This is a genomic window from Rhizobium sp. BR 315 (assembly GCF_050577975.1).
GTDB classification, from domain to species: Bacteria; Pseudomonadota; Alphaproteobacteria; order Rhizobiales; family Rhizobiaceae; genus Rhizobium; species Rhizobium miluonense.
Window position 1 is genome coordinate 1 of the sequence record NZ_JARWKZ010000025.1, and the last position, 19,626, is coordinate 19,626.

Genomic DNA, 19,626 nt, shown 5'->3' on the forward strand with positions numbered 1-19,626 from the left:
CCCTCCCACCCCGGCACAGGTGGCGATGCGCAATTGGCTTGATGATATCGCAGCATATCATCGCATCTATTCGCGGCAGCCGCGACACATGGTCGAGCTGCAGGCCAGCGAGCAGGATGAGATCAGCAAGTGGCTGTCGAACACCGTCGGCGTGAAATTCAATTTTCCGGACCTCGCTGCCGACGGCCTCGTCTTCCAGGGCGCCCGCCTGTTCATCGCCGGTGGCAAGCCTGTGGGCCAGCTGGTCTACAAAAATCTCGATGGCGAGGTCATTGCCATCTGCTTCACCAAGACCGACGGCGTTGCGAACAGCAACAATTTCGACGAAACCATTCGCGACGATGTCAGCATCGTCTCCTGGTATCGCGATGGCGCGACCTATGCCGTCGTCGGCCCATCCTCGGATGCGATGCTCGACCAGATCGCCAATAGGGTATCCGCCGAGATCTGATAGAACCTCCTCTCGCTTTGCAGCTTGCGGCTATCAGCCAGCCGATGGATAATGCTGCGCGATAATCGCACTGGATAGACATACTCGCTGGAGTTTCAACATGTCGGACGTTTTTCTGACCATTCCGGAAATCGACAGGCGCATAGCGGTGATCAGGGAAAATCTTCGCGAACTGATCGAACAGGCCACCGCCTTTTCCGGCGCGGCCGACGAAGAGCGGACGTCGGAGCGCATCTCGGAACAAGAGGAAGAGCTTGAGCGTCTGACGAAGCAGCGCGATGAGCTTGTCAATCAGAAGCCATGAACGCAGGGAGGACGGTGTCTCCGTCCTTCGGCGACGGCCAGCTTCAGCGCTGGTCGGCGTTCTTCTCTACGTGAACTAAAATGCAATGGCCGACGATTTTCTGATCCGATTCGTGACACAGCAAGACCATGAGCAGTGGCTTATCCTATGGGAAGGCTACAACAGGTTTTACGGGCGCTTCGAGGCAACGGCCCTTCAGGCCAACATCACGCAGATGACGTGGCAGCGCTTCTTCGACGCCTATGAACCCATGCATGCGCTCGTTGCTGAAAGAAATGGCCAGCTGCTCGGCCTGTCGCATTATCTCTTCCACCGCAGCACCATAGCCATCGAGCCAAGCTGCTATTTGCAGGATCTGTTCACCGACGAGGCAGCGCGGGGAACGGGCATCGGATCGGCATTGATCGAAGCCGTTTATGAACAGGCCCAGCAGGCGGGCTCGCATCGCGTCTACTGGCAGACGCATGAAACGAACACCAAGGCGATGCGCGTTTACGACAAGATCGCGGAACGCTCCGGATTTGTCGTCTATCGCAAGTCATTGTGAAACGGCTGACCCGCCTACCAAACTGCTCGCCATAAGCAGAACGAAAAATCCCCTCGACGATATCGAGAGGATCGATCTTCACTGAACTTAGTGGATTGGATTTCAGCCCTTTGCTGCCTTGATATCGAGCACGCGGTTTGCGGCCGAAACGATCGCCTCAAGGGAAGCGGCGACAATGTTCGTATTGATGCCGGCACCGAAGAGCTTGCCGTCCGGATAGGAAACCTCGACGTAGGAAATCGCCGCCGCGTTGGAGCCATGCTGCAGCGAATGCTCGGAATAGTCCTCGACGGACATCGAAACGCCGAGATAGATCGAAAGTGCGTTGATAAAGCCGTCGATCGGGCCATTGCCACGGCCTTCGATGCGCTTCACTTCGCCATTGTCGGAAATCTCGGCGGCAACGATACGCTGCCCCTTATGTTCGGGATCGGCGAAGGTGTGATGATCGCTAAAGCGAATCCGGCCGCCAGTCTGCGTCACATAGCGCTCGATGAAATGCTCATAGATGCGCTTGGACGGCAATTCCTTGCCTTCCTCGTCGGTGATGCGCTGGATCTCTTCGCGATACTCGACCTGGAGATTGCGCGGCAGGTTCAGCCCGTAATCCTGCTGCATGATATAGGCGATGCCGCCCTTACCTGACTGCGAGTTGATCCGGATGATCGCCTCATAGGTGCGGCCGACATCCTGCGGATCGATCGGCAGATAGGGCACTTCCCAGACCGGGTCGTTGGCAACCTTGGCGGCCTTCATGCCCTTATTGATCGCATCCTGATGCGAGCCGGAGAAAGCCGTATAAACCAGCTCGCCGACATAGGGGTGGCGCTCGCCGATCGCCATCTGGTTGGAATATTCGAAGACTTCTTTCATGCGCTCAATGTTGGAGCAGTCCAGCTCCGGATCGACGCCTTGGGTGAACATGTTCAGCGCCATGGTGACGACGTCGACATTGCCGGTGCGCTCGCCATTGCCGAACAAGGTGCCTTCGACGCGGTCAGCGCCAGCCATCAGCGCCAGTTCGGCGGCAGCGATGCCCGTGCCGCGGTCATTGTGCGGATGCAGGGAGATGATCAGGTTTTCGCGGTTGTCGAGATTGCGGCACATCCATTCGATCTGGTCGGCATAGATGTTCGGCGTCGCCATTTCCACGGTGGATGGCAGGTTGATGATCAGCTTGTTGTCCGGCGTCGGCTTCATGACGTCGATGACGGCGTTGCAGATTTCCAGAGCCACATCCAGCTCGGTGCCGGTAAAGCTTTCCGGCGAATATTCGAAGCGGTAGCCGCCGCCGGCCTTGGCCGCCATGTCGCTGATCATTTTGGCTGCATCGACTGCGATCTGCTTGATGCCTTGCACGTCCTTGGCAAACACCACGCGGCGCTGCAATTCGCTGGTGGAATTGTAGAAATGCACGATCGGCTTGTTGGCGCCTTCCAGCGCCTCAAAGGTGCGGGTGATCAATTCCGGGCGGCATTGGACGAGAACCTGCAACGACACGTCGGCAGGCACATTACCCTGCTCGATGCACCAGCGGGCGAAGTCGAAGTCGGTCTGGGAGGCCGAGGGGAAACCGATCTCGATTTCCTTGAAGCCCATATCCAGCAGCAACTGGAACATGCGCGCCTTGCGATCGTGGCCCATCGGATCGACCAGCGCCTGGTTGCCGTCACGCAAGTCGACCGAACACCAGATCGGCGCCTTGGTAATGACCTTGGACGGCCAGGTCCGGTCGGGAATGTTGATTTGCGGGTAGGCGCGGTATTTCACCGTCGCTTCGGGCATGCCTTTGGGGGAATGGCTGTTCGCGTCCATGGTCTCGTCTCTTCCTTTCCCGTCATTTCATCCCGCGTCTTAGCCGATCGGATGCGGCTTGGCGATGACAAATACGGACCCTTTGCGGGTATGCTGTCGATTTTAGGGTAAGTCGCGAGGAGCGATGGCCAGCGGGCTTTTCGGCCGCCGGGCGCTCCTCAAAGGACCCGGCAACCGCGCGTAAGGCCGAGGAGAAGAAGCGAGGTAAGGGCGCGCGTATTGTCACGCAGGGCAACGCGCCCACGTGCAATCTGTTCGGAAATCTTTGCGCCAGTCGTCTTCATGGCTGCGCTTATAGCCGCCGGATAGCAAAGAAGCAACCCCCTGCTCACTTCTTCAGCATCTGCACGCCGCGCGACAGCGCCATCATCAGGCCGCCGGCAATCAAGCCCCAGAAGGCGCCTGAGATACCTCCGAAGGAAACACCCGATGCAGTCACCAGAAAGGTGATGGCGGCCGCCTCGCGCGATTCCGGCTGCTGGAAAGCATTCAAGGCAGAATTCGACAGCGCGCCGACCAGCGCCAGACCGGCGACCGCCTCGATTAGGATCGGCGGTGCAAGCGCGACAAATGCGGTGACGGCACTCGCGAGCAAGCCCAGGACGACATAACCGATCCCGGCGATGATCGCGGCCCAGTAGCGCCGCTTGGGATCGTTATGGGCATCCTGCCCTGCACACATGGCGGCGGTGATCGCGGCGAGATTGACGGCATGGCCGCCGAAAGGAGCGGCGAGAAGCGAGAATACGCCGGTCAAGGCAAATAGCGGACCAGGCTTGGGATCGTAGTGATGCACCTTGAGTACGACGATGCCCGGTATGTTCTGCGACGCCATCGTCACGATGAACAGCGGCAGTGCGATAGAAACGATGCCGGCAAGGGTGAAGACCGGCTTCACGAATTCGGCTGTCGGCAAAAGCGAATGCTCGAGCGAGCCAAGCGCACCGTCCGGTATCTTCACACCGAAGGCCAGCACCAGGGCAAAGGCCGCAAGGGCCGCCGGCACCGCCCAAAGCCTCTTGAACGAACCGACGACGATCCAGGCAAGAATGATCGGCAGGCCGAACGCGGAATTGAAGGCAATCGCCTTCACCGGCGCGAAACAAAGACCGAGCAGAACGCCGGCGAGCATGGCATTGGCCAGCGGTGCCGGGATGGCGGCAACCGCGCGGCCGAACGGGCGAAAGAGCCCGGCTATGACGATCAATATGCCACAGACAAAGAATGCTCCGACCGCGGCGGAAAAACCGCCCTCGATCGCTCCGCCACTCGCAAGCAATGCCGCTCCGGGCGTCGACCAGGCAATGCTGATCGGCAATCTGGTGACCGTGCTGAGCACAATGGCACAAAGGCCCATCGCAACCGAAAGCGCCATCAGACCCGAAGCAGCCTGCGCGTCCGTCGCACCGACAACCTGCAGACCGTGAAAGACAACGGCGAAGGAACTGGCAAAGCCGACAAAGGCGGTCAAACACCCCATGAACAGGCTTTGAACGGAGAAATCTTTGAGCATGACGACGAAGACTCATACGAAGAGCGATTGAACCCGCATGGAGCATTACAAGCGTCAGGCGTGCAAGTGCAGTTTCGGAACGAAATGGCGGTGGTAGCAGTCAAATCGATCGCCATATGTATCGGCTCCGAAGCGGATCGCGCATAAACGTGCATATTGACTCTCTTGTTTATGCATGATAATGAGAGATCATGAGTAATTCACTTCCATTGTCTCGGCGGGATGTCATCGAAGCACGGCTCGCAGAGGGCCGGCAGATCGTCGCCGCATCGCTCGCCGTGGAGTTCAATGTTTCCGAGGACGCCGTGCGCCGCGATCTGCGGGCACTTGCCGCCGAGGGCAAATGCCGGCGCGTCTACGGCGGCGCACTCCCTCTCCTGACGCCCTCGCAACCCATGTCCGCACGGGTCGGACAGGAATCCGGGCGCAAAAGGATCCTTGCGCAAGCAGCCGTCGCAATGATCGAACCGGGCGAATTCCTCTTTCTCGACAGCGGCAGCACGAACCTTGAGATGGTGGCGCTACTGCCGAAGAACCTGGAAGCGACGATCGCGACGAATTCCATCGACATAGCCGCCGCGGTCATGAAGCGCGGCGACGTTCCGCTCGTGCTGATCGGCGGGGCGGTCAATCCCGTCGTCGGCGGCAGTGTCGACGCTTCCGCGGTCGCTGCCATCGAGGCCATGAACATTGACCGCTGCTTCCTGGGTGTCTGCGCGATTTCGGCAAGAGGCGGCATCAGCGTGTACGAACATGCAGACGCGATCTTCAAGCGAACGCTTCTTCGAAGAAGCACAGCACGCATCGCGCTGATCACATCCGAGAAATTTCACGAACGCGCGCCGCACCGGATCGGCGGCGCTGCGGATATCGACTGGCTTGTTGTCGAGGATGACCTGCCTGCTGATGACGAGAAGGCGGCCATCGAAGCCGGCTTCGCGCTCCTGCGGCTACGCGACGTCACTCCGTCCTCCTGATCTCGAAAGACGAGGAACCATCATGCAATCCACCGATCGGCCGGAAACCCGGCTGGCAACACGCCTTGCCTTTCTGGTCGCGGGTTTTGCCCTCGCCTGCTGGGCGCCGCTCGTCCCATTCGCCAAGGATCGTCTCGCGGTCGACGACGGCGTGCTCGGTATGCTGTTGCTTTGCCTGGGCCTTGGTTCCGTCGCTGCAATGCTTGCCACCGGCATGTTGAGTGCGCGCTACGGCAGCAAGCCGATCATCATCGCGGGTGGCCTAGGCCTCGCGCTCACTTTGCCGACGTTGACCGTGGCCAGCACGCCATTCACCCTGGGCATCGCGCTCGCGGCTTTCGGCGCCTGCTTAGGGTCGCTTGATGTCGCCATGAACATTCACGCCGTCGAGGTCGAGAAAGGCGCTGACCGACCGCTGATGTCCGGCTTTCATGCGCTGTTCAGCATAGGCGGCTTCATCGGCTCCCTGGTCGTCACGCTTCTCCTGTCCGTCAAGGCCGGTCCGCTTGTCGCAACATTGCTATGCTCGGTGCTGATGATCGTCGCCATGGTCGTTGCATGGCCGCGGCTGCTCCGCACCGTCCAATCGGAGGACACGCCGCTCTTCGTCATGCCCCGCGGGTTCGTGCTGCTGCTTGCGGCCCTTGCGGCCATCACCTTCCTCGTCGAAGGAGCTATCCTGGACTGGAGCGCACTGCTTCTCACCACTCAAGGGAGGGTCGATGCAAGTCACGGCGGTCTCGGCTACATGCTCTTCGCATTCGCGATGACAGCAGGCCGCCTAGCCGGCGATGCCGTCACCGCCAGGTTCGGAGACAAGGCGATCATGCTATGGGGCGGCGTGATCGCGGTGGCAGGCTTTGTCGTCCTCCTCGTCAGCCCGATTTCGATCCTTGCCATGAGCGGCTTCCTGCTGATCGGCCTCGGCGCCTCCAACATCGTCCCGGTTCTGTTCCGCAAGGGCGGCGCGCAGAAAGTCATGCCGGCTGGCCTGGCCGTCGCGGCGATCACCATGACCGGCTATGCCGGCGTCCTGGTCGGCCCCGCGGGCGTTGGCTTCGCGGCCGATCATCTGGGTTTGCCCGGCGCCTTCTGGATGCTCGCTTTATTGCTCTGCGTCGCGCCTCTCTGCGCCGGCATCGCGACCCGCAATCGAGATCAGGAAGAGGGAGAAGCCGATGCGCATCGCTCATACCGCTCTATGGACGCCTGAATCGGCACTGCAGCGGCGTTCCGGAGGCCATTTCGGTGTGACGGTCGGCGAGCCAGATCGAACCGGCAACCGGCCTCTGACATCCCCCCAAGCGCAACGATAATCTTTCGAGTTCGCCACCCCTGAAAACGTTGCACCCTCTCGAGTGGCGAAGGCTGGCGGCGGATTTTTCCGCCTCCAGCTTATTTCTTCCGATCGAAGCCGATCCGGATCGAAAACCTCAAAAACAAAAGCCCCCACCTGCCTTCCGGCAAGCGAGGGCGCTCAATGCAATCGGGAAAACCCGCTAGATCAGATATCCGCCTGGGACGTCACGATGCGCGAGACCAGGCCGTAAGCCTTGGCTTCCTCGGCGGAGAGCCAATAGTCGCGGTCCGTATCCTTGGCGATCTTTTCGATCGCCTGGCCGGTGGCTTCCGAGAAGATCCTGTTCAAGCGCTCATTCATCTTGATGATTTCGCGTGCCTGGATCTCGATGTCGGAGGCCATTCCGCGCGTGCCGCCGGACGGTTGGTGCAGCAGGAAGCGCGTGTTCGGCAGGCAGATGCGGCGCTCCTTTGGAGCGGAGACATAAATCAGCGCACCAGCGGAAGCGACCCAGCCAGTGCCGATCATCCAAACCTTCGGCTTGATGAACTTGATCATGTCGTGAATGGAATCGCCGGATTCGACATGGCCGCCGGGCGAATTAACGTAGATGCGGATATCATCGTCGCTGGCGGCGGCAAGCGCTACGAGCTGCGAGCAGACCTTCTGCGCCAGCTCCTGGGTGATACCGCCATAGATGAAGATCGAACGCGACTTGAAAAGATTCGCCTCCGCGTCCTTGCCCAAAGGCAGCTCGGTCTTCTTGTCTTCCTGTTCGTCTTCGTCGTTCATTCAACTCTCCAGCATGATGCGTCGTTCACCGCACATAGTGCGACTCAATGCGTAAAACAATGCCGGAAAAAGACAAGGCGGGAATAGCGACTGACAACATGGTGTTATGGTTGCGGATTACCGAAATGTAACTTGAATGGCTTTGAAAAGCCGAGATTGGATCCTACGTCAGGTCAGCGCGGTCAAGAATCGCGCCCCGAATTTACAGCAACAGATTGCCAAGGAGGCCATCATGTCGCCTGAAGAACGTCAACTGCTCGCGTCTCTCTTCGATCGCGTGCGCTCCGCTGCCAGCACCCAGCGCGACGCCGATGCGGAGACTTTTATCAACCAGTCGGTCCGCGACCAGCCCTATGCGCCCTATTTCCTGGCGCAGGCCGTCATCATGCAGGAACAGGGCATGAAGGCTGCGGCCGATCGCATCCAGCAGCTCGAGGCGCGTGTACACGAGCTCGAGCAGCAGAGCGCCCAAGCCAATCAGCCGCAGGGCCAGAGTGGCGGTTTCCTCGGCGGGATAGGCTCGCTCTTCGGCGGCGGCCAGCAACAGCAGCGCGCACCCGCGCCGCAAGCCGCCAGCCCGCAGCAGCAGGGTCGCCTCTATGACGACTATGCCCGCAATGCGCCGCAGCAGCAGCCCGGCCCATGGGGCGGCCAGCCGCAACCGCAGCCATCCGGCCCATGGAGCCAGCAGGCAGCGGCCCCTTCGGCGGGCGGTAGCTTCCTGCGCGGTGCGCTTGGCACGGCAGCCGGCGTCGCCGGTGGCGTGATGCTGGCGGAATCGCTCTCCAGCCTCTTCAGCCCGCATCTCGGCGGCACAGGCGGCGGTCTCTTCGGCGGCAATGCCGGCAGCGGCCTCTTCGGAGGCACGGCAGCCAACGCAGCCGAACAGCCGGTGCAGGAAACCATCATCAACAACAACTATTTCGGCAATGACGATCAGAATGATCAAAGTGCCGCCGATTACGCCCAGGATGCTGCCCAGGACGCTCAGGACGACGACAATGACGATTCGTTCGACAACAGCGACGACGACAGTTCGTTTGCCTGAGCCGGTACCAGCCCAACAAAAAAGCCGCAGCCGCCATCCTTGGATGGCGGCTTTTTCATTCAGCCTCGGCCGCGATAGGGCTGAACGCCCTGATCCGGCAGCCAGACGCCTTCCGGCGGCTTGCCGGTCTGCCAGAAAACATCGATCGGGATGCCGCCGCGCGGATACCAGTAGGCGCCGATGCGGAGCCACTTCGGCTCCAGCAGGTCCACCAGACGCTTGGCGATATAGATCGAGCAATCCTCGTGGAATGCGCCATGATTGCGGAAGGAATGCAGGAAGAGCTTCAGCGACTTCGATTCCACCAGCCATTCGTTCGGCACGTAGTCGATGACGATATGGGCGAAATCGGGCTGTCCCGTCATCGGGCAAAGCGAGGTGAATTCAGGCGCGGTAAAGCGCACGACGTAATCGGTGCCGGCATGGCCCGCCGGCACTTTTTCGAGAACGGCCTCTTCCGGATTGCTTGCGGTTTCCGTCTGGCTGCCGAGCATCGACAGGCCGGACACATCGGTCTTGGGCATCTCAGGTCTCCTTGATCACTTTGACGCGGAGACCATGGGCCTTCTCGCCCTCCGGCTCCACATGAATGGTTATTTCGGCACCCGCATGGATCGCCCTTATGGCGTCTTCAAGGCGGTCGCAGATTCGATGCGCGTCACGTACCGGCATGGCGGCAGGCACCACCATATGAAAATCGACGAAGGTCACCGCCCCTGCCCGCCGCGTCTTCAGATCGTGAACGCCAAGCGACCCCTCCGCATTCCTGGCGATCGCGTCCTTGATGGTCTCCTCCTCCTCCGGCAACACTGCCTTGTCCATCAGCCCGTCGATAGAATTGGAGATCACCTTCCAGCCCTGGTAAAGGATGTTGATGGCGACGAGAATGGCAAGCACGGGGTCGAAGATCGGGTGGCCGGTGCCGAGCGCCAGCAGCAAGCCGATCAGGACCCCGATCGAGGTATAGACGTCGGACATGATATGCTGCCCGTCCGCCGTCAAAGCCGGCGAGCGATGCGTCCGGCCGGCTCGCAGCAGAGTCAATGCCCACATGCCGTTGATGACGCCGGCGACGAAGTTGATCGCCAGACCGAGCACCGGCGCCTGCATCGGCTGCGGGTTGCCAAGGTGCCCGACCGCCTCCTGCACAATCATCAGCGCCGCAACGACGATCATCACCCCTTCGGTGACGGCGGAAAGATATTCGGCCTTGTGGTGACCGAAGGGATGGTCGTGGTCGGCCGGCTTCTGTGCGTAACGGATGACAAAAAAGGCAATGAAGGCCGCAACGACATTAACGAGCGATTCGAGCCCGTCGGACAGGAGCGCCACCGAACCTGTCAGCCACCAGGCCAGCATCTTCAGCCCCATGACGCCGAGCGAGAGCGGAATGCCCCAGAGGGCCAGCCGCCTGATCGTATCGTTTCCCTGACTGTTCATGCCCTTCTCCAGTATCCCGCGCCTGCTTATGCGAATGAATTGCAAGAAAGGCGCCGTTGAAATGCAAAACCGCCCGCGCGAATTTCGCGCAGGCGGCTCATTGACGGTTCATATGGGGCACGGCGCTAAAATTGTCAAAGGCAGCGTAGCCCTTAATGCACCGCAATTCATCCTCAAGGCTGGCGATCGTGATTGCGGCGGCGCATTGAAGCTTTCGCGTATCTGTGCTCGCTGCAACTGGAAACCAATGATACGCTCACCTTTAAGAGATCATGCCGATAGCTCACCTGGCAAACGGACTTCGAGGCGTTTGCTCGCCCGGCCGTTGACGCCGAACGGAAGATCTCCAAGAAACATGGTAGAATATGCCCATTCCTGACGACACCGCCGACACCATGACATCCACCCCAACAAACATGTCAGATCATCATATGGTCTCGGCTGGCGCTTTTTCGGAGGACGAGCGCAGGGCGGTCTATCGCGCTATCGAAACGCGGCGCGACGTACGCGACCAGTTCCGGTCTGATCCTCTGCCCGACGACCTCGTCCGGCGCTTGCTCGAGGCGGCCCATTCGGCGCCATCAGTCGGCTTCATGCAACCATGGAACTTCATCCTGATCCGTCAGCCGGAGACGCGCGAGCGCGTCTGGCAGGCATTTCACCAGGCCAATGAGGAAGCCTGCAGCATGTTCGAAGGTGATCGCCGCGCGCAATATCAGCGGCTGAAGCTGGAGGGTATCCGAAAGGCGCCGCTCAGCATCTGCATCACCTGCGATACCAAGCGCGGCGGCCCGGTCGTGCTCGGCCGCACGCATAACCCGGCAACCGATGTCTATTCGACCGTCTGCGCCGTCCAGAATCTCTGGCTTGCCGCAAGAGCCGAGGGCGTCGGTGTCGGCTGGGTCAGCATCTTCCATGAAGACGCCATCAAATCGATCCTCGGCATACCCGAGCATGTGAAGATCGTCGCCTGGCTCTGCATCGGCTATGTCGACGAGCTCTACGACATGCCGGAACTTGCCGTGAAAGGGTGGCGCGAGCGGCTGCCGCTCGACAAGCTTGTCTTCGAGGAAGGCTGGCAGGATTGCGATGATATGTAAGGGCCGCCGCTCTGCGGCAACCCTCGACGGATCAAGGTGTTACGATCTGAACGTAACAAACGAGATCACATTGCCATCCGGGTCACGCACATGAAAGTCCGTGCCGCCCCAGGCCTGCTTGGCGAGCGGTTGCGCGAACTCGACATCCCGCGCCTTGAACTCCTCGAACAATCCCTGAACATTCGAAACCTCGATAGAGGCGAGAATGAGCGACCCCTCCTTTGCCGCCGCAGCAGCAAAATAGGGCTCATAGACAAGCCGCAAGTGGATCCAGATGCCGTCGCGCGACACCGCTCCATAGAACGGCGGTGCGCCATGCAGAAATTCTGCTGCAAAGCCCAGCTTCTCCCGGAAGAAAGACGCGCTGGCGGTCACATCCCGCACAAAAAGGATCGGAATGACGCTCTTGAAAATCGGCGGTTCCGATGATGCCGCCGGCATCTTCGGCGCATCCACTGCCACGGCCTTCAACTCGGTCCAGTTCTTGTGCCCCGCTTCGACCGCAACGATCTCCTGCGCCAGGGTCAAAGGGAATTTCATCTCGAGGATCTCGCGATCCGTCAGCGCCTTGAAGCGGTCGAGCGTTCGTACTCTTCCGCCAATGGAATAATCACGATCACGGTGCCAGCGCATCAGCAGCTTGGCTTGTTTGCGATAGGTATCAAGGGTTGGCATGGGCAGACTCCTGCTGGGGATAATCAGCGGGCAGGCCTAGCCCTTTCGGCCCCAATGCCGATGTGCCCCACAGGAACGACCGAGAGGTTAGGGTACAACCTGCAGCAAGTCAAACTGCCTCACGGCAGAGCTTGGCTCGCAGCGAAACGCTCATCCTTATTGTGCAGGCGCAAGGACAATCGCAGCATCCACGGCAACGACGTCCAAAAGCCGGAGGTCAGTCCCGCCTGCCTCAGCGCGGCCGCGGTCCAAGTATTGCATCCCATCAGCGCGTTGAAATATCCCCGCGCCTCGAAGAACGCATCATTCGGTCCATAATTGCTGCCGATCAGCGGGCTTGGTCGATTATCCGTCTGCTCGAGACTGCCGAGAATGAACTGCTCGAGCCGCTCCAGCCCGTCGGCATCAATGCCGATCGCCGTGACGCCAGGCGCATTCAGGGGAATATCACCCGCTAGCTCCGCATGAATGACTGAACGATCCAGAGCGAAGCTCTTCAGAACAGGACCAGTCTTCAAATCAGCCCATGTCCGCGTCTCCGTATAGAAACTCCGGCCGCCCCAGCCGAAAACGAGATAGCGCAGGTTCGGATTGTCGAGATCGAGCCCGGCTGTCCGCAAGAATGCGAAACGGTCGATCAGATCGCCGTCGACGGGGATGGCAATATCCGTATGGATGGGATTGCTGAGCATGAGGATTTGTTGCGAGCGCTCGGCTTTTCCAACCGGCTCGTCATGCCAGAGTGGCCGCGGCACGACGATGCCAATGCCGACGACCGTCACGACGGTAAGCATGGCGAAGAAAACGCCCTTGACTATCCTTGAAATCACCGACCGAAGCCCCCGCCGACATTGAATGTCTTCCGCGGCTTGTTGGCTCTTTCAAGGCAAAAACGCCCCCATGCACTCTTTCTGAGCGCTGGGGGCGTTCAAACTGCGGAGCCGATGGCTCGCGCGCGTCAGGCAGCCTTCGTCTTCACTCGCCGCGCCAGATGCGCCACCACATTCTCGATCATCCGCATGCCGGCATCGCCGCCGAGCGTCATGATCGATTCCGGGTGGAACTGCACGGCCGCAATCGGCTCTTTCACATGCTCGATACCCATGATCGTGCCATCTTCGCTTTCGGCGGTGATGGTGAATTCAGGCGGCAGGCTCGACGGATCAGCAAAGATCGAGTGATAGCGACCGACCGTCACTTCACGGCCAAGACCGGAGAAGACCAGTCCGGGTTCCAGCACGCGAATGCGCGAGGGCTTGCCATGCATCGGGATCGCCAGATGGCGCAATTCGCCGCCATAGGCTTCGGCGATTGCCTGCAGGCCCAGGCAGACGCCGAAAATCGGCAGGTTGCGCGCCCTTGCCTTCTTGATAGTCGCCTTGCAATCGAAATCCTTCGGATTGCCAGGCCCCGGCGACAGCACGATCAAATCGGGGTCGAGCCGGTCGAAGACCTCTTCCGGCACCGGCGTGCGCACGGTCGAAACCGTCGCGCCCGTCTGGCGGAAGTAATTCGCCAGCGTATGGACGAAGCTGTCTTCATGGTCGACGAGCAGGATCTTCACGCCCTTGCCGACAGAAGCGACGTCACGTTGCTGTTTGCCGGAATTGCCGGTCTTGGCATCACGGATGGCGGAAAGCATGGCGGAGGCCTTCAGTTCGGTTTCGGCTTCTTCTTCTTCGGGGATCGAATCGTTGAGCAGCGTCGCGCCAGCCCGCACTTCGGCAATGCCGTCCTTAATGCGCACGGTGCGCAGCGTGAGACCGGTGTTCATGTCGCCATTGAAGCCGACCATGCCGATCGCGCCGCCATACCAGGCGCGCGGGCTCTTCTCGTGGTTTTCGATGAAGCGCATGGCCCAAAGCTTCGGCGCGCCCGTTACCGTAACGGCCCAGGCATGGCTCAAGAAGCCGTCGAAAGCGTCCATGTCGTCCCGCAGCCGGCCTTCGATATGGTCGACCGTGTGGATCAGGCGCGAATACATCTCGATCTGACGGCGGCCGATGACCTTGACCGAGCCCGGCTCGCACACGCGGCTCTTATCGTTGCGATCGACGTCTGAGCACATGGTCAGCTCAGACTCGTCCTTCTTGGAGTTCAGAAGCTTCAGGATCTGCTCGCTGTCGGCGATAGGATCATCGCCGCGCTTAATCGTGCCCGAGATCGGGCAGGTCTCGATGCGGCGGCCGGAAACGCGCACGAACATTTCGGGCGATGCTCCCACAAGATATTCCTGATTGCCGAGATTGATGAAGAAGGAATAGGGCGATGGATTGATCGCCTTCAGGCGTTTGGAAATATCGGACGGCTTGCTGTCGCAGCGCTCCATGAATTTCTGGCCTGGCACGACTTCGAAAAGATCGCCCTTGCGGAAGCTCTCCTTCGCCTTGACCACCAGCTCGGCATATTCACCCGGGCGATGATCGCTCTTCGGCGGAATGGCGTCGGTGTGGCGGAACGGCTCGGGCATGATCTCGCCGGACTTGCCCTCCGTCGATTGGCCGTCCTTAGCGAAGTCGTAGCGATCGATCCAGGCCTTGGCGGAATAGTTGTCCACCACCAGAATCTCGTCCGGCAGATAGAGCACCATATCGCGCTGGTCGTCCGGGCGCTTGAGCTTCAGGTTGATGGCGTCGAACTGGAACGCCAGATCGTAGCCGAAGGCGCCATAGAAACCGATGCTGGCATCGGCCTGCGAATAGAACAGCTCGGTGACAGCACGCAACACGGTGAAGACCGTCGGCATCTTCGAGCGTTCTTCCTCGGTAAAGACCCGATCCGGCGTCTTCACCGTCAGATCGAGCCGGCGCGGCGTCGAAGTGCCGATGATGACTTCGGAAACCGTCTTCAGCTTTTCCGCGACGAAGCCGAGAATGACCTCGCCCCGCTCGTTATAGGCTTCGATCCACACATCGCGCCCATTGCAGGAAAGACCGAGCGGCGGGTCGACGATGGCGGTATCCCAACGCGTATAGCGGCCAGGATATTCGTAGTTGGAGGAAAAGACCGCGCCACGGCGCTCGTCGAGCTTGTCGATATAGGACGATACGGCATCCGCATAGGGCGTCGGCCGGCGCTGCCGGGTGACGGTAATGCCGCCCTTCGTCTCGTAGATTTCCGCACCATCATCCCGAAGGATCGTTACCATTGTTCCTCACTCCGTTGTCAGGCCCGGATGACAGGCGGCCAATATAACAAAAAAGCCGCCTCGAAATCTCGGGCGGCTCACTCGTCGTCTTTGAACACGATTGGTCGAGGCCGCCTCAGCGCGCCCACCACCAAACTGCAATGTTGTTCAAGGACATGTTCATGGCGGGAATTGTTAGCGTGAGATGAGGTGATGCGCAAGCCGCAATCTCGGCAATGGGCAGAAACGATTTTGCGTCTCTGCCCATCCTATATTCCTACTCCTGCCCCCTCGCCGCCTCGAAGAACTCCTCCGGACTGTCCACCTCGACCAGTCGCTTCCGGTCGATGAGCCAAAATCGGTTGCCGACCGAGCGCACGAAACTGCGGTCATGGGAAACAAGCAGGCAGCTTGCCTCGCCTTCCGTCAACTCGCCCTCCAACGCCTCCTGTCCGTCGATATCCAGATGGTTGGTCGGCTCGTCCAATAGATAGAAGTTAGGATTGGTGAGCCGCAGCACCAGCATGGCAAGCCGCGCCTTCTGCCCGCCGGACAGACGGCCGATCTCCTTCCCCTGCATGTCGATGGCGATTCCGACGCCGGCAAGCACGGTGCGGGCACGCTGCTCACCGAGCTCGAACAGGCGCGTGATCATCCCGAGCGGCGCGTCGTCCTGGCCGAGACTGGAGAGCGCCTGGTCGCTATAGCCGAGCACAAGCGACGGCGTCGGCTTGATCGCTCCACCGCTCGACGGATCGGCGATGGCCCTGCGGATCATCTCGACAAAGCGCGTCTTGCCGGCGCCATTCTGCCCGAGCAGCACGATGCGATCGCCCTGGCAAATCCATTGCTGCCCTGTCTTGAACAGCAGCGCGCCGTCAGGCGTCGTTACCGCGGCATCCTCCAGCGTCAGAAGTACCTTGGCCTGGGTGCCGCGATTGGTGAGCTTGATCGAGCCGGAAGAGCGTTCGCGGTAGCCCGGCCTCGCGCCGTCCTCCAGCTTCTCGGCCCGCGCCTTCAGCTGCTTCGTCTTGACGGTCAGCAGATCGCTGCCGGAATTGACACCGAGATTATAGAGCTTGGCCGCCTGCTTGCGCAGCTGCTGCGCCGTCTTCATCTCCTTCTGATAACGGCGCTCATCGGAAGCATCGACCTCATCCAGCGCCGCCCGCGCCCGGCTATAGGGCAGCGCATAGCTCTGCGGCTGCTCCTGACGCAGGAAAAGCGTCCGGTTGCAAACGGCATCGAGGAAGGAGCGGTCGTGGCTGGCGATGATCACAGGCACGTCACGCGGCAACGCATTCAGCCAATCCTCCAGCAGCGCGATCTTGGCGAGATCGAGGTGGTTGGTCGGCTCGTCCAGTAGCAGCACGTCGGGCTCCGTTACCCATACGCGGGCAAGCATGGCAAGCCGCTGCCAGCCGCCGCTGAGCTGGGCAAGGGCCCTCTCCCGCATCGCCGCCGGCACATCAAGGGAATCAAGGGTGACGTCGGCGCGCCAGCTTTCGCTCGCGACCTGCTCTTTCGGCAACGCGCGGAGAACGGCATCGTAGAAGGAAACTTCCAGCAGGTTCGCCGGCACATTCTGCTCGACGTAACCGACGCGGAGACCTCGGGCGCGGGTAATATCGCCGGTCGTCGGCTCCTGCCTGCCCGCTATGCAGTTAAGCAGCGTGGTTTTTCCGCGTCCGTTCGCGGCCACGATGCCGACGCGATCACCGGCATCGACGGTGAAGTTGAGATTGGAAAACAAAGGCGCACTCATGGTGACGCCCAGATTGCGGAGATTGATCAGAGCCATGGTCTTTTCCGGTCTTGCTCGAGCATTCTCCCGACATCGCCGGCGGCTCCTCCTGCCGCGCTGCAGATGCGGTTGGCCATATGCCGGCCAATGCTCGAAAGATGTCATGACGCGGCCGCACAAAAGCGTGAGCCCGCGTCTCCCAAAAGGGCAGACCAGAAGAAATGAGTGAGTTACAGCCTCTGATCAGCCCTGCAAACGCATCTGCAGGGCACGATTCGGACCGAACTGGCGAATATGCCAGACTATCTTTGTCATACGGTCCTCCTCTCTTTTATCTGAATAGGTTTAAAGACTGCGCGCTTCCCATAACACCGGAGACTGCGATTTGCAATTGCGCAACCCCTCCCGCATCTCTTCAAAAGAGCAAAAAAGAGGCGGTGCCGAATCACCGCCTGAGTTTGCCGCGTCGATGTAACAGCTCAGAACCGCTGGGTCAGCGTCAGCTTGAAGGTCCGGCCGGGCTCGGAATAATAAGAAGCCCGCTGCGTTTGCGAACCTGCGTAGGACGGAGAATTGAGCGAGTCGTAGTAGGTCTTGTTGAAGATGTTGTAGATACCGCCGCGGATGGTGAGACCCTTCACCTGCTCCGGCTCCCACCAGCCCGTCAGATCGAAGATGCCGTAGCCGGGTGCGCGCAGGGTATCGCCGGTCTTCTTCGGCTCGCTGGTCGCAGTGACGAAGGTCAGATCCGTTCCCCAGACTTCGGTGGCATAGCCGACCGTGAAGGCCGCCTTTGCCGGGGCGACGGAGTCGATCCATTGGCCGGTGTCGGAGTCCTTGCCGTTGACATAGGCAAGAGCGCCCTTGATGTGCATGCCGTTGTCGAACTTCTTGTGCGCGTTCATCTCGACACCGTACATGCGGACATTGGCACGGTTGAAGTATTCAGTAATGCCGAGCGGGTAGGTGCCGGTCGGATCGTTCGACCGCGACGTGTCGATGAAGTTCTTGTATTTGTTGTAGAAGACGCCGACATGGCCGCCGAAATCGTCATCGCCGAGGTTGGTGCCGATTTCGATGCCGTTGCTGGTTTCGGGCTTTAGGTTGGGATTGCCATAGTTCACGTAACCGCCGGGCACGCCGTAGTTCACGTAGAGCTCGCTGACGTTAGGTGCACGGAAGGCCATGGCCCACTGCGCGTAAAGCTCGATATTGTCTTGCGGCTGGTACGAAGCGCGCAGCTTCGGCGAAATGCGGCTGTCCGACTGGCCGGCAGGCAGGCCCTGATAGTTGGCGCTGTCACGGAAGGCGGCCGTGTTCTTCGGCGAGTAGTCATACCAGTCAAAGCGCAGGCCCGGCGTCAGCGAGAAGTCGCTGGAGCCGAACTCGATCTTGTCGTCGATAAAGGCGCCGACGCGCTTGCTGTCCACATCGGGCATGTCGGACTGGTTGGTATGCAGGAACGAGCAAGAGAAGGCCCAACGCGGGTTGGCGCAGCTATCCTTGCCGGCCGAGTACTGATGTATCTTGCCGAAAGACGTATCGAGACCGAAGGTGACCTTGTGATGCAGGCCGCCGGTGTCGAACGACTTCGACGCATTGCCGCTAAACCCGATGCTGCGGTTCTCCATTTCGTTGCGGCGCCAATAGTCGCCGATGACGGAGGTGTAGCGGTAGCCTTTGACACCGTTTTCACGCAGGAGATTCTGCCAATAGAAGACAGCATTGGCGGTATCGACAAGAGAATCGGCGCTCTCTGCTTCATACTTGTAGTCGAGCGAGATGCGATTGCGCTCTACGTTGTCGGTCTGATCGTAGTTGCCGGGCCGGAAGTTGCCGGTCGGGCTCTGCAGATGCATCGCATCGATGGTCTTGTCTTTGTTGTAATGCTCCGCCGTAATGCCGAATGTGCCGATATCGGTATATTGCCGGATCTTGAAGAGGCCGCTCTTCTGATTGTAGTCGGCCGGATCCGCCTCCGTGCGCTTGGTCGAATAGCCGCCGATATCGCCGTTGTTCTGAAGCTCGTGACCACGCGTATAGCCACCCTCGAAAAGAACGGCTGTATTGTCGATGCGCTTGGCAATCGCCGCGGACCCGCCGATGCTCCGGTCATCACCGTTATAACCGAGCTTGAAGACGCCACCCCAGGTAGAACCGGGCGCGATCAGATCCTCAGGCTCCAGCGTGCGCAGCACGAAGGCGCCGCCGAGAGCCCTCGAACCGCCGCGGCTGGAATCGGCACCACGCACGATGTCGACACTGGAAAGCGCGTTGAAATCGAAGCTGTTGATACCGCCTTTGGCATCGCGGGACGCGTCGAGCAGATAGGGAATTTCGATGCCGTCGACCGTCGTCAGCACACGATCGTCGCCAAGACCGCGAATGTTGACGCCACCCGTGGTGCGATTGAAGCCGACGCCAACCTCGGTGCTCCGACCGAGATCCTCGATACGCGTGATCTGCTTGTCGTCGATTTCCTTTGCCGTCGTCTCGCTCGCGGTCGGTGAGTCGGCAAGCGCATCCTGCGTCGCCTTGGCCTTACCCTTGACGACGATCGGCTTCAGGTTGGTCACACGATCGCTTTTGGCAGCTTCGCCCGTCGCAGCATCAGCTTGGGTTGCTGTTTGCGCAAATGACGTCGTCGCCAGCCCAAGGGCGAAAAACGCAGTGCATGCCAATAGGGTCGAGCGGTAGCGCCGGACAACCATAACCATTCCTTTCGAACTGCTTCACCGGGCTGGCTGGTTGCTGCATCGGAAGCAGACAAGGGGCTGGCTGGGTTAGTTTTGT

Annotated in this window: 17 protein-coding genes; 7 read left to right on the forward strand and 10 right to left on the reverse strand. The window is 60.1% G+C overall.

Going from position 1 to position 19,626, the window contains the following annotated elements; translation table 11 throughout:
* From QD409_RS21595 to QD409_RS21605, 3 genes are all read left to right on the forward strand, one after another.
* Positions 1-451, forward strand: a 451-nt coding sequence (locus tag QD409_RS21595; protein WP_430763645.1) for an anti-sigma factor family protein, incomplete at its 5' end; no start/stop codon positions are given.
* A gap of 100 nt (positions 452-551) precedes the next feature.
* Positions 552-755, forward strand: coding sequence for a hypothetical protein (locus QD409_RS21600; protein WP_430763646.1), 204 nt, complete (start codon positions 552-554; stop codon positions 753-755).
* An 85-nt stretch (positions 756-840) separates the two neighbouring features.
* On the forward strand, positions 841-1,302 hold the full coding sequence (locus QD409_RS21605; RefSeq protein WP_430763647.1) for a GNAT family N-acetyltransferase: 462 nt from the start codon (positions 841-843) through the stop codon (positions 1,300-1,302).
* Positions 1,303-1,404: 102 nt separating this feature from the next.
* Here the strand turns inward: QD409_RS21605 and leuA are convergent, their stop codons facing one another.
* Both leuA and QD409_RS21615 read right to left on the reverse strand, forming a co-directional pair.
* Positions 1,405-3,117, reverse strand: a complete 1,713-nt coding sequence (gene leuA / locus QD409_RS21610) for a 2-isopropylmalate synthase (RefSeq protein ID WP_430763648.1) — start codon at positions 3,115-3,117, stop codon at positions 1,405-1,407.
* A 328-nt stretch (positions 3,118-3,445) separates the two neighbouring features.
* Positions 3,446-4,630 (reverse strand): benzoate/H(+) symporter BenE family transporter, encoded by a 1,185-nt coding sequence (locus QD409_RS21615; RefSeq protein ID WP_430763649.1) that lies wholly within the window; start codon positions 4,628-4,630, stop codon positions 3,446-3,448.
* Between the two features lie 191 nt (positions 4,631-4,821).
* On the opposite strand from QD409_RS21615, the gene QD409_RS21620 reads away from it, so the two are divergent.
* Together QD409_RS21620 and QD409_RS21625 are read left to right on the forward strand one after the other, a co-directional pair.
* Positions 4,822-5,607: a DeoR/GlpR family DNA-binding transcription regulator gene (locus QD409_RS21620; protein WP_430763650.1), complete on the forward strand. Its 786-nt coding sequence runs from the start codon at positions 4,822-4,824 to the stop codon at positions 5,605-5,607.
* A 22-nt stretch (positions 5,608-5,629) separates the two neighbouring features.
* On the forward strand, positions 5,630-6,820 hold the full coding sequence (locus tag QD409_RS21625; RefSeq protein WP_430763651.1) for an MFS transporter: 1,191 nt from the start codon (positions 5,630-5,632) through the stop codon (positions 6,818-6,820).
* A 291-nt stretch (positions 6,821-7,111) separates the two neighbouring features.
* Here QD409_RS21625 and QD409_RS21630 read toward each other — a convergent pair whose 3' ends face one another.
* On the reverse strand, positions 7,112-7,699 hold the full coding sequence (locus QD409_RS21630; protein ID WP_092853398.1) for an ATP-dependent Clp protease proteolytic subunit: 588 nt from the start codon (positions 7,697-7,699) through the stop codon (positions 7,112-7,114).
* Between the two features lie 232 nt (positions 7,700-7,931).
* Here QD409_RS21630 and QD409_RS21635 point away from each other — a divergent pair, with 232 nt between their 5' ends.
* Positions 7,932-8,747, forward strand: a complete 816-nt coding sequence (locus QD409_RS21635) for a DUF2076 domain-containing protein (protein ID WP_092853468.1) — start codon at positions 7,932-7,934, stop codon at positions 8,745-8,747.
* 59 nt (positions 8,748-8,806) lie between these two features.
* On the opposite strand, the gene queF is transcribed toward QD409_RS21635, so the two are convergent.
* Together queF and QD409_RS21645 are read right to left on the reverse strand one after the other, a co-directional pair.
* A complete protein-coding gene (gene queF / locus QD409_RS21640; protein ID WP_092853400.1) occupies positions 8,807-9,271 on the reverse strand; it encodes a preQ(1) synthase in 465 nt (154 codons plus the stop codon).
* Position 9,272: 1 nt separating this feature from the next.
* Complete coding sequence (locus tag QD409_RS21645; RefSeq protein ID WP_430763652.1) at positions 9,273-10,187, reverse strand: cation diffusion facilitator family transporter; 915 nt, start codon at positions 10,185-10,187, stop codon at positions 9,273-9,275.
* Between the two features lie 416 nt (positions 10,188-10,603).
* Between QD409_RS21645 and bluB the strand changes: the two genes are divergently transcribed.
* Positions 10,604-11,287 carry a 5,6-dimethylbenzimidazole synthase gene (gene bluB, locus QD409_RS21650; protein ID WP_092853470.1) on the forward strand — a complete coding sequence of 228 codons (684 nt, stop codon included), beginning with the start codon at positions 10,604-10,606 and terminating at the stop codon, positions 11,285-11,287.
* A gap of 39 nt (positions 11,288-11,326) precedes the next feature.
* Here bluB and QD409_RS21655 read toward each other — a convergent pair whose 3' ends face one another.
* The 5 genes from QD409_RS21655 to QD409_RS21675 form a co-directional block, all read right to left on the reverse strand.
* Positions 11,327-11,962 carry a glyoxalase superfamily protein gene (locus QD409_RS21655; RefSeq protein ID WP_092853404.1) on the reverse strand — a complete coding sequence of 212 codons (636 nt, stop codon included), beginning with the start codon at positions 11,960-11,962 and terminating at the stop codon, positions 11,327-11,329.
* A gap of 119 nt (positions 11,963-12,081) precedes the next feature.
* A complete protein-coding gene (locus QD409_RS21660) occupies positions 12,082-12,792 on the reverse strand; it encodes a TIGR02117 family protein (RefSeq protein ID WP_245298107.1) in 711 nt (236 codons plus the stop codon).
* A gap of 128 nt (positions 12,793-12,920) precedes the next feature.
* Positions 12,921-15,110 carry an anthranilate synthase gene (locus QD409_RS21665; protein WP_092853408.1) on the reverse strand — a complete coding sequence of 730 codons (2,190 nt, stop codon included), beginning with the start codon at positions 15,108-15,110 and terminating at the stop codon, positions 12,921-12,923.
* Between the two features lie 256 nt (positions 15,111-15,366).
* Complete coding sequence (locus QD409_RS21670; protein ID WP_430763653.1) at positions 15,367-16,890, reverse strand: ABC-F family ATP-binding cassette domain-containing protein; 1,524 nt, start codon at positions 16,888-16,890, stop codon at positions 15,367-15,369.
* A 422-nt stretch (positions 16,891-17,312) separates the two neighbouring features.
* Positions 17,313-19,544: a TonB-dependent hemoglobin/transferrin/lactoferrin family receptor gene (locus QD409_RS21675; RefSeq protein WP_430763700.1), complete on the reverse strand. Its 2,232-nt coding sequence runs from the start codon at positions 19,542-19,544 to the stop codon at positions 17,313-17,315.
* Between the last annotated feature and the right edge of the window lie 82 nt (positions 19,545-19,626).